The sequence below is a fragment of the Gaetbulibacter sp. M240 genome, assembly GCF_043876815.1.
Classification (GTDB): domain Bacteria; phylum Bacteroidota; class Bacteroidia; order Flavobacteriales; family Flavobacteriaceae; genus Gaetbulibacter_A.
The window spans coordinates 587,045-603,700 of sequence record NZ_JBAWKA010000002.1; the positions used below are offsets into that span (position 1 = coordinate 587,045).

The following is a 16,656-nucleotide window of genomic DNA, read 5'->3' on the forward strand; positions in this document are numbered from 1 at the left end:
AGTTTCTCATCTTTGTACTATAATTAGTATAAACCGAATAATAAAAATTATAAAATGAAAAAAATTATGAAAAATATTGCTTTAATCGCTTTAGTGAGTGTTATAGGAGCTGCATTTACTACTGCTGATATCGAAAAGAAATCTGTAAAAGTTGAAGAAAGTGAAGTTGTTTGGAAAGGTTATAAGGTAACCGGTTCTCATGAAGGAACAATTAGTATCGAAAATGGTACTTTAAATTTCGAAGATGATAAATTAGTAGGTGGAGAGTTTGTTATTGATATGACGACCATTTCTAACACTGACTTAGAAGGAGAATACAGAACGAAGTTAGAAGGACATTTAAAGTCTGATGATTTCTTTGGTGTAGAAAATCACCCAACAGCCTCTTTAGTATTTACGAGTGTAACCTCTTCAGGAAAAAACGCTTATGATGTAAAAGGAGACTTAACTATTAAAGGTATCACTAAGCCGGTAAACTTTACTATCGCAATTTACGGTAGTCAGGCTAATGCCACTTTAAAGATCGATCGTTCAGAGTATAATGTACGTTATGGATCTGCCAGCTTTTTTGATGGATTAAAAGATAAAGTAATTTATGATGAATTTGATCTAGTAGCAGATTTAAAGTTCTAATTATTAAGAATTGCTAGAAAAAAGAAAATGAAAAAAAGTCCCGCCATCGGCGGGACTTTTTTATTTTATACATTGAAAAATCTTATTTATACTTTATGGCTTCCAAAACCATTTGATAGTAAGCCTTATTGGATGGCACCAAATGATTGTTTGGTGTTTCTATGGTATTTATAAGGTTCTGAAATTCCAAAAGACTTACCAGTTTTAAGGCTTCTACTTCTTCTTCCTGCCGCTTTAATTGTTCCAAAGGCACCGGTAATTCACATAAAAAGGTATGATGAAATTCATTGTCCTGAATTCCGGATTCGTAACTTTGGAAACAAGGGAAAACACCTATTTTACGCAGGTGCGGTTTCGTTATTTTTAAACCGATTTCCTCTTCAGTTTCCCTTAAAGCCGCATCCATTATGGCTTCACCCGCATCGATATGACCGGCAACAGAAACGTCCCAAAGTAGGGGGCAAATTGTTTTTTTTGCTGAACGCTGAGATAATAAAACCTCTTTATTATTCGTGTAAAACCAAACATGAACCGTATTGTGATAATAACCTTTCTGGTGTACAACCGATTTTAATGCGGATTCACCGGTGGGCATGCCACCTTTGGTTAAAATATCTAAATATTCTTCCATAGGATTAAAAAAAGCCTCTGCTAAGAGGCTGTGGTTCTTTATTCAAAGTAGCTAAAGGTTTCGCCTTCTTTAATTTGTAATAAGGTTTCATAAATTAGTCTGATCACATTTTCTACATCATCTTTATGAACCATTTCTACGGTAGTATGCATGTAACGCAAGGGTAAAGAAATTAATGCAGAGGCCACACCACCATTGCTATATGCAAAAGCATCGGTATCGGTTCCGGTGGCTCGTGATAAGGCTGAACGCTGGAATGGAATTTTTTTGCTTTCTGCAGTTTCAGTGATCAAATCACGCAATTTTTGTTGTACTGCCGGGGCATAAGCTACGACAGGACCTAAACCTAACTCTAAATGACCTTCTTTCTTTCTTTCTATCATGGGCGTTGTGGTATCATGTGTAACATCCGTCACAATGGCAACATTGGGCTTAATCGTTTGTGTGATCATTTCAGCACCACGGAGACCTATTTCTTCCTGAACAGAGTTTGTAACATATAGACCAAACGGCAATGTGATATTATTCTCTTTAAGTAATCGAGCCACTTCAGCAATCATAAAACCACCCATGCGATTATCTAAAGCACGACATACAAATTTATCTTTGTTCAAAATATGGAATTCATCAGGATACGTAATAACGCAACCTACATGCACACCCATTTTTTCAACTTCGGCTTTATCTTTTGCGCCTATATCAATGGTAATATTATCAGGTTTTGGTGCTTCTTCCTTCGATTTATCTCTGGTGTGAATTGCAGGCCAACCAAAAACCCCTTTTACGATGCCTTTTTTGGTGTGAATGTTAACCACTTTACTCGGTGCTATTTGATGGTCACTACCACCATTCCTGATCACATAAATTAAACCGTTATCTGAAATATAATTTACATACCATGAAATTTCATCGGCATGCCCCTCGATCACTACTTTATATTTAGCGTCCGGGTTGATAACCCCAACTGCCGTACCATAAGTGTCTGTAATAAAGCTATCGACATAGGGTTTCAGGTAATCCATCCATATTTTTTGCCCGGTCCACTCGTATCCTGTAGGGGCTGCATTATTCAAATATTTCTCTAAAAAGTCCATGGACTTATCGTTTAGAACACTTTTTTTTGCCATATGATTATTATGTTAATTTAAGGTCATTGTTTAAATTGACGAGGAAATTTTAACTGTATTTTGTAAAAGTACTAGGATTTATTCAGTTTTTAAAAGTTTATAAAAATAATTTGTAACATCTCCACCAAGTATCCTACCAATAGCAAGATATCCTAAAACACAGAAAGATGAAATTAACCATTACAAACCTTACAAAAACCTATGACAATGGTGTTAAAGCTATTGATAATCTCAGTTTAGAAATTGGCACTGGAATGTTTGGACTTTTAGGTCCGAATGGAGCAGGGAAGTCCACTTTAATGCGAACCATCGCGACATTGCAAAGTGCTGATTCAGGTACTATTCAGTTTGGAGATATCAATGTGCTAGAGGATAAAATGGCTTTACGTAAGATTTTGGGGTATTTACCACAATCTTTTGGAGTATATCCTAAAATGTCGGCGGAGGCACTTCTAGATTATTTTGCAACATTAAAAGGTGTAAGATCGAAGTCAGAACGCGCGACTTTAGTGCGAGAAGTTCTAGAAATCACGAATCTTTATGATGTTCGTAAAAAAGCGGTTGCCGGTTATTCCGGAGGTATGAAGCAACGATTTGGGATTGCACAATTACTTTTAAATAACCCCAAATTGATTATCGTAGATGAGCCGACTGCAGGGCTAGACCCAGCCGAACGCAACCGCTTCTTGAATGTGCTTCGTGAAGTGGGTACGAATTGTACGGTTATTTTCTCGACACACATTGTTGATGATGTTAAGGAGTTGTGTAATGAAATGGCAATTTTAAATGGGGGTCGGATTTTGCAACACACCACACCAAGCGAGGCCACTGAGTCTGTTAAGGGAAAGATCTGGACAAAAATAATTGAACGTGATGACTTGGAGGCTATGGAGGCTACCTATAACGTGTTGTCCTCAAACTACAATCAAGATAACACGCTGAACATTCGTGTATACTCAGAAGCACAACCGGCTTCTGATTTTAGAGCTGTGGCGCCCCAATTGGATGATGTCTATTTTATCGCCTTAAAAGCTGATCTCGAAGTTTTAGCTTAAACCCTTATCACATAAAATTCATTGTACATATGTTTTTAACGATCTTAAAACACGAATTAGGGTATTGGTTTAAAAAACCAGCCTTCTATATTTATACAGCTATTTTTGTTTTGATAGCACTATTCTTATCGGCTGGAGCAGCAGGTATTTTTGATAGCCTAACGGTGAGCACAGGATCAACATCTATTGTGAATTCACCGCTTGCTATTACAAATTTGTTTCTTACCATGGCGATTCTAATCTTCTTTTTATTTCCGTCGATAATTGGGCTCTCGATATATCGCGATTATAAAAGTGATATGCATACCATTTTATATTCCTATCCTTTTTCCAAAGCAAATTACCTATTCGCAAAATTTTTTAGTGGTGTGATTGTGGTGAGCTGTATTGTTATAGCGATTGGTTTTGCCCTATTTATAGGATTCAGGTTACCCGGAACAAACTCTGATATAGTTACAGCATTTAGCTTCCAAGCTTATTTTAACACCTATGTCATTTTTATTCTTCCTAACGTTTTATTGTTTGGGGCTATTGTATTTGGTGTGGTCGCCTTTACTAGAAATATTGCTGCGGGCTTTATTGCCATTATTTTATTGCTTTTTGTGCAGGGCCTTATGGAAAGTTTCTTGTCTGACCCTGATAGTCGATTGATCGCAGCACTTTTAGATCCCTATGGTAGTGCTGCCGTTAACTATTATACACGTTATTGGACCCTTGCGGAACAAAATGAAATGCAAATACCTATTAAATCCATTATTCTTTATAACCGACTTATTTGGTTGTCCGTGGCAATTGTCGTTTTTGGTTCAGTGTACAAATTTTTCTCCTTTAGCCAGAATGCCTTGACCTTTAGTTTGAAAAAACAACAAGGAATACGTTCTGTAAAGAAAAATTTTGGAGGGATCATTCGTATTAAATTACCAGAAGTAAACGTAGACTATTCTTTCCTTCAGAATTTAAAAACAACATGGAAACTTTCGAATATCGACTTTAAATATATTTTAAAGAACTGGCCTTTTTTAAGTATCGTGTTGGTTGGGCTCATTATTGTTTTAATTGCGCTTTCAGAGGTAGGTGATATTTTTGGAACGTCAACGCTACCCATGACCTGGAAAATGTTAAACGGTGGTGGTTCATTTACTGTGGCCATAAATATCTGTACCTTTTTATACGCAGGTATGCTGGTGCATCGCAGTAAAATAGCACAGATGGATCATCTTATCGATGTTACGCCAATTCCGAATTGGACCTTGTTTACTTCGAAATTTTTAGCCTTAATAAAAATGCAGATCGTTTTGTTAGGCGTTATCATGGTGTCCGGATTATTGTTTCAGATCTATAAAGGCTTTTATCAATTTGAACTAGGGCATTATATTGAAGAACTTTTTGGTTTGCGCCTCATTAATTATGTGGTTTGGGCCTTTCTAGCTTTGTTCATCCAAACGTTGTTTCGCAATCCTTATGTTGGTCTGTTTGTATTATTGGTTATTTCCATTGGAATGCCCTTATTACGTTTTGCGGGAATAGAGCAAGCCATTTTTAAATATAACGATGGTCCCGGATTTGAGTATTCCGATATGAATGGATATGGTTCGGACTTGATCCCGTATTTTACTTATAAGATCTATTGGGTCTCTGCGGGAATTATTCTGTTCATCTTCACCGCCTTATTTTGGGTTCGTGGCTTACCACATAGTTTTTGGGAACGCTTACGCATAGCAAGATCCAGATTTAAAGGGATTTATATTGTTGGGTTTTTAATATTTTTTACAGCTTTCATTAGTTTGGGTGCTCGTATTTATTACGAGAATAACATTTTGAATGAAAGAGTGTCTGCCAAGGAAAGAGAACAACGTGCCGTAACCTGGGAAAAGACTTATAAGAAATTTGAAAACAAAGCACAACCTCGAATTGTGGCTGTTAAGGCAGATATGAATATATTTCCTAAAACACTTGATTTTAAAGCGAGTGGTGATTATTTGATGGTTAATAAAACGAATGAGGTTATAGATAGTATTTTCTTGAATCATAATAATTATCCCAGCACTTTTGAATTTAATGAAGAGGTTCAACTGGTTTTGGAGGATACGGTATACAATTTCGATATTTATCAACTAAAACAACCGTTAAAACCTGGCGATAGTTTAAAGCTTAAATTTTCTGTAAAGAATAAGCCAAATACTTGGTTGCGAAAAAACTCACCCGTGTTAGAAAACGGAACTTTTATTAATAATTTCGCCATATTTCCTTCTTTAGGTTATTCTTCTGGGACTGAATTGACAGACGATAAAACCCGTGAAAAATATGGACTACCACCGAATGATCTTAAACCTGAACCGACGGATTCTACGGCGCTAGGGAATACTTACATCCGAAAGGACTCAGACTGGATCGATTTTGAGGCTACTGTAAGTACCTCACCTGATCAAATTGCCATAGCTCCCGGCTATTTGCAAAAAGAATGGACAGAAAATGGACGACGTTATTTCCATTATAAGATGGATAGCAAAATATTGAATTTCTTTGCCTTCAATTCAGCACGATACAGTGTGAAGAAAGACCAATGGCGCGATGTGAACTTGGAGATCTATTACCATAAAGGTCATGAATTCAATATCGATCGCATGTTTTCTGGGATAAAAGCCTCTTTAGAATATAATTCTAAAAATTTCAGTCCGTATCAGCACAAGCAAGTACGTATTATTGAGTTCCCACGAACCGCCGGAGCCTTCGCGCAATCATTTCCAAATACTATTCCCTATTCAGAAAGTATAGGGTTTATTGCTGAAGTTGACGATTCTGAGGAAGGAGGCGTGGATTATCCCTTTGCTGTAACAGTGCACGAAGTAGCGCATCAATGGTGGGCACATCAAGTTATCGGTGCTGATGTTCTGGGTGCAACGATGCTCTCGGAAAGCTTATCGGAATATGTGTCTCTAGAAGTTTTAAAACACGAATATGGAAAAAACAAAATGCGTAAGTTCCTTAAACGTTCTCTCGATGATTATCTTACCCGAAGATCATTTGAGCGTAAGCGTGAGAAACCTTTGATGTACAATGATGGCCAGGGTTATATCCGTTATCAAAAAGGGTCTTTGGTTTTTTATGCTCTTGCAGATTATATTGGAGAAGATATATTGAATGAGGCATTAAAGGAATATGTTAATAAGGTCAAGTTTCAGGAACCACCTTATACCACGACCGTTGATATGATGCACTATATTCGAATGGCGACTCCAGATTCGTTACAATACACCTTAAAGGATATGTTTGAAACCATAACCCTTTATGAGAACCGTATAAAGGATGTAATTTCTACAAAACTGGATAATGGTAAGTATAAGGTGGATATTGAATTTGAAGTGACCAAGTATCGAAATGATGAAAAAGGGAAAAAGTTTTATTCGGACAACAAAAAAGACTCCTTGAGCTTTAAATCGCCAGAAGTTTCTAAACCAGTGTACTCCCTGCCATTAGCTGATTATATAGATGTTGGTGTTTTTGTGGAAAATTTAGATACCCCTGACACACCAAATGAAGAAGTATTGTATTTAAAAAAGCATAAGGTTACAGCTATCAATAATAAAATCAGTATTATCGTAGATAAGGAACCAACAGAGGTAGGTGTTGATCCGTACAATAAACTGATAGATGCCAATTCTTTAGATAATAGGCGTAGGCTTTAAAAACACATCTATTCAATCATACCAAACCTGTAGGCTTCAACGTTTACAGGTTTTTTAATCTGTAACCAATTAATATTCGTATATTTTTTTAACTATTGAAGGGTAAATTAGTAATTTTGAATTTAAAACGTCCCGAATTCTAGATATGCGAAGAGTTTTAATCATAGTTGTTTTTTGTATACCATTTTTCGGGTTGGCGCAAGCTCCCGAGAAAGATGAGGATACAACGGAGGTAACCTACCTGATTATAAAGGGAGACTCGGTACCACGAACCACTATTGACCTGGATGAGGTCATGCTTTTGCAGAAATTAAAATTCGATAGTCGAGAAGATCGTATCCGTTACCTGATACTTCGCAGAAAAACCATTAAAGTCTATCCCTATGCCAAGTTGGCTGCGGAACGCCTAGATTCTTTGAACAAGCGCTTGGCTAAGATTACCAGTAAAAGCGATAGAAGGCGTTATACCAAAATGATTCAAAAATATATCGAAGGGGAGTTTTCTGAAAAACTCAAAAAGTTTACCCGAACAGAAGGTCAGATTTTGGTGAAACTTATTTATCGGCAAACAGGGATAACCACCTTCGATCTGGTAAAAGAACTGCGAAGTGGCTGGCGTGCCTTTTGGTACAACACAACTGCTAGTATGTTTGATATTTCATTAAAAGAAAAGTTTGATCCTTGGAATAATAAGGAAGATTATCTTATTGAAGATATTTTAGAGCGTAATTTTCAAAATGGTATTTTAAAACGACAGAAGTCGGCAATTCCCATAGATTATTATGATTTAACCAATAAATGGTTACATAATGGTCGGGACGAAGCTAAAAAAGCGGAAAAATAAGTCATGCGAATTCAATCGGAACTTGAGGAAAAACTAAATGCAATTACCCATGGAATTGGAGCCTTATTTGGATTGATTGCACTCGTGCTTCTTATAAATCATACACGTTACGAACCTTTTCTAAGTCAATTTAGTGTGGTGGTTTATGGGATGTCAATTATCATTTTATTTTCAGCTTCTACCTTGTATCATGCCGTGAGATCCGAGTCTAAAAAGCATTATTTCCGCATTATTGATCATATTAGTATCTATTTACTTATTGCTGGAACGTATACCCCGGTAACGCTTATTACTTTGGAAGACAGCAGAGGTTGGATTCTGTTTTGGGTCGTTTGGTCTATTGCCGTTTTTGGATTGATCCTGAAATTATTTTTTACAGGAAAATTTGAGATCTTCTCAACACTTTTATACCTTTTAATGGGGTGGTTGATTATTTTCGATTTCACCCAATTATCGAACATTATAGGTAGTAATGGGATTCTATTTCTGTTTGCCGGAGGTTTGGCTTATACGCTTGGGATTGTTTTTTACGCAATTCAAAGTATCCCCTATAACCATGTAATATGGCATCTATTTGTGTTAGCGGGAGCAGTGTTCCACTTTTTAATGATTTATTTTTACGTACTATGATAGATATTAAACAAGTTGTTGCAAATACTGATATCCATAACGTAGTACAATTGGCCGATACCATTTGGCGCGAGCACTATATTCCCATAGTAGGAAAACCACAGATTGATTACATGCTCGAAAAATACCAATCGGCTTCAGCTATTTCAGAACAAATTGAGAATGGTTATGAATATTACCTGATGCTTTACAATGAAAAAGAGGTTGGGTATTTGGCTATTCTTCAAGAAAAATCAGCACTGTTCCTCAGCAAAATATATGTTCTGAAATCCTTTAGGGGATTAAAAATTGGTAAACAGGCCATGGCCTTTATAGAAACCAAGGCTAGAACCTATCAAAAGTCAAAAATCCGCTTAACGGTTAACATCCACAATGTAAATTCCATAGAGGCGTATACCAAATTGGGATTCAGAAATGCTGGTCCGCAAGTAACCGATATTGGTTCAGGTTTTATTATGGATGATTATGTTTTGGTAAAAACGGTTTGATCAACTGTCGATAATATCCCTGTATTCCTGAAAAAAGGCTTCAAATAAATTCATTTTTTCATTAAAGAACAGCATAACCTCCTGCCAGGTGTTTTTATTATGGATGGACACCTTTTGTTCTAAAGGCACATAAATTCTTGAGATCTCTTTGCCGCTGTCCAACAAATAACTTTCCTCATAAATAGCCTCAGGCAAATAGTCATCTGTCAACATGCTTTTTAAGGCCACTAATTTTTCCCAAAACTGAATCCGGTTTTCTAATGGATCTTCAAGATCCAAAGCCACCAATGCCGTACGGGTATCAAAGTGAAATTTAAAATTAAGACCTTTCATTTTTGTGTTGTATAACAACCATTTTCGTGGGAAGGATTTCCCAAAACTGGTCCAGAATTCCTGTCGTAAAAGGCGAGATTCTTCTTTAGAAAACATAGATTTTAAAAATGGATTTAAAGACTATCTTCAAAGTATATTAAATGAAAAAGGCAATTCCAACACCAAGTAAAATGGCAATAAACTTACTAAGATGGAATTTATGGCCATCGCCACTTTCAAATAATATCGTTGTGGAAATATGTAAAAAGATACCGATGACCATAGCGTTAATGCTGTAGGCCAATTGTGGGTCTAAATTCGCCGTATTTGAAACGAGTGTTCCCAGGGGCGTCATAATGGTGAAAATTGTTAAAAAACCAATGATCTTAACCTTATTAAATCCGGATCGAAACAAAAATAAACTCACCAAAGTAGCGATGGGTATTTTGTGAACCAAAACGCCATAAACCATATCATTATGATTATGAATTGGAAACCCTTCTAAAAAACTATGAATACATAAACTGATGAAAAGTAACCACGGAAAAACAGTTACCTCCTTGTGGATATGAATATGGCCGTGCTCCGCACCTTTGGAAAACACCTCTAAAACAATTTGCAATAAAATGCCGCACATTATAAAGAGTCCGGTAAGTTTACTTGACATATGCTCATAAACCTCAGGCAAAAGCTCAAAAAGGGTCAGAGCCAATAAGAATGAGCCACTAAATGAAAGTAAAAGTTTAGTGTTCCAGGTTTTTTTGCCACGCGTTAAAAAGGCAATAAAAATACCCAATAAAACAGCGGCAATAGGTAGTAAGTAGTTAATCATTAAAAAATAAGTTTCTGTTCGGGTGTTACATTAAACCATTTACAAGACAGCGTTAAAAATACAATTTATTTAAAGATCATCACCAAACGCTCCGAGCTTTTGGGATGAAAGTGTCTCAGCTTGTAATCACCAAAAACATCTAATAAATAGACACCTGCTTGCTCAAAAAGGGTCTCAAAATCGGCCAGATTAAAAGCCCGCACACGTTCCTGGAAAAAATATGATTCTCCGCTGGCTTCAAAAGCAATGTCCTTCATAATATAATCACCTTCAGTATACCGCTTAATATTAAAACGAATACCCTCCAGCGTTTTTTCTTCTTCAGGTACTAAATGTTCTTTTACAAAATCACTGTTCATAAAATCGATCACTCCAAAACCATCGGCATTCAAATCAGATTTAATGGCCTTTATGGTTTTCAAATGATCTTCATCATGTTCAAAATAACCAAAACTAGTAAATAAATTAAATACAGCATCAAAGGATTGACCAACAGGTTCGCACATATCATGAACTAAAAAACGCAACCTGTGGTTTTCATATTGTTTGGCATAGGCAATGCTATTGTCGCTTAAATCCACACCTGTAACATCATACCCTAATTTATTTAGATACAGGGCGTGCCGGCCTCTGCCACAAGCCAGATCCAAAATTCGGCCACCTTCCGGAACATTCAAATATTCTGTCAAGGTATCCATAAATGCATGTGCCTCCGTGTGGTCCCGTTCCTTGTAAAGTATGTGGTAAAATGGTGTGTCAAACCAGGCCGTAAACCAGGTATTTGTTGTTTTATTCATAGTTTCTGGGGGTTTCTCCCGCATGCTGCGGTAGCCAGGCTTTCCGCTGTATCTTTTTTAGCAGTAACTAAAAAAGGATGCCGCTACAATCCTTAACCCAAATATTTAGTAATTCATCAAGTTTGCGGTAAAATTACATTATTTTTGCTAGGAATTTCAGCGAAATCATGGAAGAAAATTTTAATATGGTGGCCAAAACCTTATTTGGTTTTGAAGATATTTTAGAAAAAGAACTCACGCAACTGGGAGCTATGGACATAAAAAAGGGTGTCCGTAACGTTTCTTTTGTAGGAGATAAAGGCTTTATGTATAAGGCCAATTTAGGATTGCGCACGGCCATTAAAATATTAAAACCCATTCATAGCTTCAATGTTTCCGGTGAAGACGATCTTTATAAAAAGATCTATGCTATGGATTGGAGCGAATACCTCAAACCCACAGGTAGTTTGGCTATAGATGCGACCATCCATTCAGACCTTTTTTCACATTCCTTGTACATTGCCCAAAAAACCAAGGACGCCATTGTAGACAAATTTCGAGACACCACTGGTCAGCGCCCTAGTGTCGATCTAAAATTTCCTGATATAAAGGTCAACGTGCATATCGATCGCAAAAAATGCACCATATCTTTGGATTCTTCAGGCGATTCTTTGCATAAACGTGGTTACAAAACGGCCACTAATATTGCACCCATCAATGAGGTTTTAGCTGCCGGGCTGGTCATGCTCTCCGGTTGGGATGGTCAGAGCGATTTTATGGATCCTATGTGTGGTTCCGGAACCATACTTATTGAGGCCGCCATGATAGCCTGTAACATTCCGCCAAACTTGATGCGTAAGGAATTTGCTTTTGAACGCTGGCAAGATTGGGATGTCGATTTATTCGAAACCATTGAAGGATCACTGTTGAAAAAGACTCGGGATTTCCATTACAAGATCACAGGTTACGACAAAGCACCAAGTGCCGTGGCGAAGGCTATAGAAAATGTAAAAAATGCGCATCTTGAAGATTTTATTCAGGTAAAACATGAGGACTTCTTTAAAACGCAGAAAGCCGGAGAAAATAAATTACACATGGTATTCAATCCGCCTTATGGTGAGCGCTTGAATATCGAAATGGAAGAGTTATATAAAACCATCGGAGATACCTTAAAGCAAAATTATCCGGGAACTGATGCCTGGTTTATTACCAGTAATATGGATGCTTTAAAACATGTTGGCTTACGCCCTTCAAAAAAAATACCATTGTATAATGCCAAATTGGAAGCGCGCTTTGTGAAATACGTGATGTACGAGGGTAGTAAAAAAGCCAAGTACCAAAAATAAAATACTGAGGATTCTATTTCTTATACAGCGGTATGCGATAGGAGATCATGTAGCTATAGCCAACTCCAATTCCAGAACTATCATTGGTCTTATTAAATCCAGGGATATAGATATTCCTAAAATTATCAGGTTCGGTTTGGCTAGCCATCAACTTCAATTGAACGTTCACTCCGAAATAAAGATTATTGAATATTTCCGCTTTGATACCTAATATCAGTTCAGCCCAAGCTGCTGTAAGACCACTGTAGGTTTTACTTTCAGTACTGGAAAATTGTGGAGCCCAATATTGATTAGTGGCATAAATGGTATACGCATTACGTACCTGACTAAAACTACTTACACCCACACGAAATCCGGCATAGATCATATTATCCATGTCCAGCCAGTTTTGATACATATTGTAATCAATTCCGGCTTTTAAATAACTTCCTTTACTCGTTACATCAAGATAATCGGTTAAGGTTCTTTTATCGGTATACCCAATTTCACCAGCTATATAAAGACTTTTTTTAATGCGATAATCTGCAACGAGCTCAAACCCGCTGAAATCATCGTCATAGAATGATCGGATAGGTTTACTGATATCCGCCCCAATACGTAAACCGTATTTTTGTTTAATCACTAAAGTATCCTTTTCCGGTTCAGGGATGCTATCATTTTGCGCCTGAATTCCAACACAAAATAAAAGCATTAAGATACTAATGTAGTAAGTTAAAATGCGTCTCTGTTTCATTTTCTACAGATTGGTTTGGGTTTAAAGGTGCAATGGATTGGATCCAACGGTCAGGATCGGATTGATCGACTTGAACCGAAACATTTTCAAAAATATATTTATAACCACAGGCACGCGATACGAAAACGGCTTTGGTTGTGTAATTTATGGTGATAAGATCATAATTTCCATCAATAAAATCATCATCAGGATTTTCGGGTGTCCCGTTATCGTTAACAAATGAATCTTTAATTAATTGATACTGTGTTCTATTGGTGTTAGTGTCCAATGGTAATAAAAGTTTGTTGGACGACACATTAAAATAATCAGGTAAAGCGACGTCTTGACCAATACCAACAACGGTCAAACCAAAAATATTTTTATTATTTTCCGGAGTCTCAGCATCAAAAGCTTCAAGCACCAAACTGGGCGTAGTCGGGGTGCTAGCCGGACAAATATCATCGGGTTCGCAACTCAGGGAACTCGCTATCATCAGTCCAGTGATCAAGCACCAAAGTATGCCAATAGTTGTTTTATTCATAATAAGGTTCCATATCGATTTGGATGTTCAAAAGAACAATTTTTTTAGCAATTTTCTGCTTTTGTCATTAACGATGTTCCAAAAGTACAACATTTTCCACATGAAATGTTTGAGGGAACATATCCACGGCTTGTGTTTTTACCACTTTATAATCAGCATCCATTAAGGCCAGATCCCGGGCCTGGGTAGCACTGTTACAGCTCACGTAAACCACCTTTTTTGGGGCAATGTTTAAAATTTGTTGTACGACATCCTTATGCATACCATCTCTTGGTGGATCTGTAATGATCACATCCGGGACACCATGAGCGGCAATAAATTGAGCATTAAATACATTTTTCATATCGCCAACAAAAAATTCAACGTTATTAATGCCATTTAATTGTGCATTTTCTTTTGCGGCTTTAATGGCATCAGGAACCGCTTCAACACCAACCACTTTTTTTGCTTTTTTTGCTACAAATTGAGCAATGGTACCTGTTCCGGTATAGAGGTCATAAACTAGCTCGGTACTCGAAAGATCGGCGAAATCTCGAGCTATTTTATATAATTCGTAAGCTTGATCTGAATTGGTCTGGTAAAAGGACTTTGCGTTTATTTTAAAGCGGAGGCCTTCCATTTCTTCAAAAATATGATCATCACCCTTATAGCACACAACTTCCTGGTCATAGATCGTGTCATTACCTTTACTGTTGATAACATATAACAATGAGCTCACTTCCGGGAAAGTTTCAGCAATAAAATCTAAAAGTAGTTCTCGTTTTTCCTTGTCCTCTTTAAAAAACTGGATCAATACCATAAGATCTCCGGTTGTGGAAGTTCGAATCATCATCGTACGCAAAAATCCACTTTGTTCTCTGGTGTTAAAAAACTCCAGATCGTTTGATTCAGCAAACGCTTTAACCTGATTTCGAATGGCATCCGACGGATCGGCCTGCAGGTGGCAATGGTTCAGGTCGAGAATCTTGTCCCACATTCCGGGAATATGAAAGCCCAAGGCATTTTTATCTTTTAAATCTTTTCCGGAATTGATTTCTTCCAGTGTAAGCCAGCGACTATCACTAAAAGAGAACTCCATTTTATTGCGGTAGAAGTACTCTTTTTTCGAACCTAGAATTGGTGTAACCTCAGGAAGTTCAATATGACCAATGCGTTTTAAGTTATTAGTAACTTCCTTTTGTTTGTAATACAATTGGTGTTCATAGGCCATATTTTGCCATTTACAACCACCACAAGTTCCGAAATGTTCACAAACAGGATCGGTACGTTTATCAGATAATTCATGAAATACGGTAGCCTTGCCTTCATAATAAGCTTTTCGCTTTTTAAAGGTCTGTACATCAACAATATCGCCTGGCACGGCATTGGATATAAAAACAACCTTGCCATCCGGTGCTTTGGCTATGGTTTTACCTTTTGCGGCCGCATCAGTAACTTCAAGTTGCTCAAAAATTTTACGATTAGATTTTCTTCTTGACATGCTGCAAAAATAAACAAAGCCATTTCTATTTGTGTCATAACCTAACTATTTTTTAAGAGGATGTATTTTCTGCCGAAAGGCAAGATCAAAAATGTTTTTTAAGGCGTGAAAATTTAGTAACTTGCAGGCCTATCCAGGGATGATTTCTCTCCCACGCTGCTTTTTCGGTGACTTCGAAAGAATAAAGGTACAGAAGGAATGGTTATTTTATAAAATTTAAACACTCTTAAAATGGCTATTTTAGACCAATTAACTTCGCAACAAGCGATAGATTTAGAAAACAAATACGGTGCACACAATTACCACCCATTACCTGTGGTATTAAGTAAGGGCGATGGTGTGTTTGTCTGGGATGTAGAAGGTAAAAAATATTATGATTTTTTATCGGCTTATTCTGCGGTAAACCAAGGACATTGTAACCCGAAGATCGTAAACGCAATGACCCAGCAAGCACAAACTTTAACGCTAACTTCACGGGCATTTTACAATGATATGTTAGGGAAATACGAAAAGTTTGCTACAGAATTTTTCGGATTCGATAAGTTATTACCCATGAACACAGGTGCTGAAGCCGTAGAAACAGCTCTTAAAATTTGTAGAAAATGGGCCTATGAGGTAAAGAATATTGATGAAAATGACGCTGAAATCATTGTTTGTGAAAACAATTTCCATGGAAGAACGACGACCATTATTTCATTCAGTAACGATCCGGTGGCCAGAAAACATTTCGGACCCTACACTAAAGGATTTATAAAAATTGAATACGATAATTTACAGGCGCTGGAAACAGCTTTAAAAAGTAATAAAAATATTGCAGGATTTTTAGTAGAACCTATTCAAGGAGAGGCCGGTGTTTATGTGCCCAGTGATGATTATTTAACTAAGGCCAAGGCGCTTTGCGAGGCGCATAATGTATTGTTCATCGCTGATGAAGTTCAAACCGGAATTGCCAGAACAGGTCGCTTATTGGCTACCTGTGGTAATTGCTCCTGTGAAGACAAGAATTGTTCCAGAACACCGGAGGTTAAGCCCGATGTTCTTATCCTAGGAAAAGCCCTAAGTGGTGGTGTTTATCCGGTGTCGGCCGTTTTAGCAAATGATGATATCATGCGGGTGATACGCCCTGGAAATCATGGTAGTACGTTTGGTGGAAATCCGGTAGCCGCGGCTGTTGCCATAGCTGCATTAGAAGTTGTTCGCGATGAAAACCTGGCAGAGAATGCTTTTGTTTTAGGTGAATTATTTCGTAGTGAACTAAATAAATATATAGAGACTAGTAGCATAGTAGAACTGGTTCGCGGTAAGGGATTGCTTAATGCCATCGTGATAAATGACGCTGAAGACAGTGATACAGCATGGAACATCTGCCTGGCACTGCGCGATAATGGCTTGTTGGCAAAACCAACCCATGGTAATATTATCAGGTTTGCGCCGCCTTTAGTCATGACTAAAGAACAGTTATTGGACTGTGTTTCTATTATTACGAAAACACTGAAAGACTTCGAAAAATAATAATTCTAATTTCTTTTAAATAAAAAAGCGACCAAATAGGTCGCTTTTTTA

General features: G+C 37.3%; 16 protein-coding genes. 8 read left to right on the top strand and 8 right to left on the bottom strand.

Annotated elements, in window-relative coordinates; genetic code table 11:
* Nucleotides 1-54 precede the first annotated feature (54 nt).
* Nucleotides 55-633, top strand: coding sequence for a YceI family protein (locus V8G61_RS08200; RefSeq protein ID WP_394875060.1), 579 nt, complete (start codon nucleotides 55-57; stop codon nucleotides 631-633).
* An 82-nt stretch (nucleotides 634-715) separates the two neighbouring features.
* On the opposite strand, the gene V8G61_RS08205 is transcribed toward V8G61_RS08200, so the two are convergent.
* Nucleotides 716-1,264, bottom strand: a complete 549-nt coding sequence (locus V8G61_RS08205; RefSeq protein ID WP_394875061.1) for an NUDIX domain-containing protein — start codon at nucleotides 1,262-1,264, stop codon at nucleotides 716-718.
* Nucleotides 1,265-1,302: 38 nt separating this feature from the next.
* Entirely contained in the window at nucleotides 1,303-2,391 is a 1,089-nt protein-coding gene (locus V8G61_RS08210) for a M42 family metallopeptidase (RefSeq protein ID WP_394875062.1), read from the bottom strand.
* 167 nt (nucleotides 2,392-2,558) lie between these two features.
* Here V8G61_RS08210 and V8G61_RS08215 point away from each other — a divergent pair, with 167 nt between their 5' ends.
* The 5 genes from V8G61_RS08215 (at nucleotide 2,559) to V8G61_RS08235 (ending at nucleotide 9,094) form a co-directional block, all read left to right on the top strand.
* A complete protein-coding gene (locus V8G61_RS08215) occupies nucleotides 2,559-3,446 on the top strand; it encodes an ABC transporter ATP-binding protein (protein ID WP_394875063.1) in 888 nt (295 codons plus the stop codon).
* A gap of 29 nt (nucleotides 3,447-3,475) precedes the next feature.
* Nucleotides 3,476-7,132, top strand: a complete 3,657-nt coding sequence (locus V8G61_RS08220) for a M1 family aminopeptidase (protein ID WP_394875064.1) — start codon at nucleotides 3,476-3,478, stop codon at nucleotides 7,130-7,132.
* Between the two features lie 145 nt (nucleotides 7,133-7,277).
* Nucleotides 7,278-7,976 carry a DUF4294 domain-containing protein gene (locus tag V8G61_RS08225; RefSeq protein ID WP_394875065.1) on the top strand — a complete coding sequence of 233 codons (699 nt, stop codon included), beginning with the start codon at nucleotides 7,278-7,280 and terminating at the stop codon, nucleotides 7,974-7,976.
* Between the two features lie 3 nt (nucleotides 7,977-7,979).
* Nucleotides 7,980-8,606, top strand: a complete 627-nt coding sequence (locus V8G61_RS08230) for a hemolysin III family protein (RefSeq protein WP_394875066.1) — start codon at nucleotides 7,980-7,982, stop codon at nucleotides 8,604-8,606.
* Entirely contained in the window at nucleotides 8,603-9,094 is a 492-nt protein-coding gene (locus tag V8G61_RS08235; RefSeq protein WP_394875067.1) for a GNAT family N-acetyltransferase, read from the top strand. The genes V8G61_RS08230 and V8G61_RS08235 overlap by 4 nt, the downstream gene beginning before the upstream one ends.
* Here V8G61_RS08235 and V8G61_RS08240 read toward each other — a convergent pair whose 3' ends face one another.
* The 3 genes from V8G61_RS08240 to V8G61_RS08250 all read right to left on the bottom strand — a co-directional run bounded on the left by V8G61_RS08240 (nucleotide 9,095) and on the right by V8G61_RS08250 (nucleotide 11,035).
* Nucleotides 9,095-9,523, bottom strand: coding sequence for a DUF4268 domain-containing protein (locus V8G61_RS08240; protein WP_394875068.1), 429 nt, complete (start codon nucleotides 9,521-9,523; stop codon nucleotides 9,095-9,097). It lies immediately after the preceding gene.
* 40 nt (nucleotides 9,524-9,563) lie between these two features.
* Nucleotides 9,564-10,238: a ZIP family metal transporter gene (locus V8G61_RS08245; protein WP_394875069.1), complete on the bottom strand. Its 675-nt coding sequence runs from the start codon at nucleotides 10,236-10,238 to the stop codon at nucleotides 9,564-9,566.
* A gap of 65 nt (nucleotides 10,239-10,303) precedes the next feature.
* Nucleotides 10,304-11,035, bottom strand: a complete 732-nt coding sequence (locus V8G61_RS08250) for a class I SAM-dependent methyltransferase (RefSeq protein WP_394875070.1) — start codon at nucleotides 11,033-11,035, stop codon at nucleotides 10,304-10,306.
* 167 nt (nucleotides 11,036-11,202) lie between these two features.
* Here V8G61_RS08250 and V8G61_RS08255 point away from each other — a divergent pair, with 167 nt between their 5' ends.
* Nucleotides 11,203-12,360 carry a class I SAM-dependent RNA methyltransferase gene (locus V8G61_RS08255; protein ID WP_394875071.1) on the top strand — a complete coding sequence of 386 codons (1,158 nt, stop codon included), beginning with the start codon at nucleotides 11,203-11,205 and terminating at the stop codon, nucleotides 12,358-12,360.
* A gap of 13 nt (nucleotides 12,361-12,373) precedes the next feature.
* On the opposite strand, the gene V8G61_RS08260 is transcribed toward V8G61_RS08255, so the two are convergent.
* The 3 genes from V8G61_RS08260 to rlmD all read right to left on the bottom strand — a co-directional run bounded on the left by V8G61_RS08260 (nucleotide 12,374) and on the right by rlmD (nucleotide 15,093).
* Nucleotides 12,374-13,093, bottom strand: coding sequence for a DUF6048 family protein (locus V8G61_RS08260; protein WP_394875072.1), 720 nt, complete (start codon nucleotides 13,091-13,093; stop codon nucleotides 12,374-12,376).
* Nucleotides 13,059-13,613: a DUF6452 family protein gene (locus V8G61_RS08265; RefSeq protein ID WP_394875073.1), complete on the bottom strand. Its 555-nt coding sequence runs from the start codon at nucleotides 13,611-13,613 to the stop codon at nucleotides 13,059-13,061. The genes V8G61_RS08260 and V8G61_RS08265 overlap by 35 nt, the downstream gene beginning before the upstream one ends.
* A gap of 67 nt (nucleotides 13,614-13,680) precedes the next feature.
* The gene (rlmD, locus tag V8G61_RS08270; RefSeq protein ID WP_394875074.1) at nucleotides 13,681-15,093 is read right to left on the bottom strand and encodes a 23S rRNA (uracil(1939)-C(5))-methyltransferase RlmD; all 1,413 of its coding nucleotides are present in this window, start codon (nucleotides 15,091-15,093) and stop codon (nucleotides 13,681-13,683) included.
* A 231-nt stretch (nucleotides 15,094-15,324) separates the two neighbouring features.
* On the opposite strand from rlmD, the gene rocD reads away from it, so the two are divergent.
* Nucleotides 15,325-16,605: an ornithine--oxo-acid transaminase gene (gene rocD, locus V8G61_RS08275; RefSeq protein ID WP_394875075.1), complete on the top strand. Its 1,281-nt coding sequence runs from the start codon at nucleotides 15,325-15,327 to the stop codon at nucleotides 16,603-16,605.
* Nucleotides 16,606-16,656 lie beyond the last annotated feature (51 nt).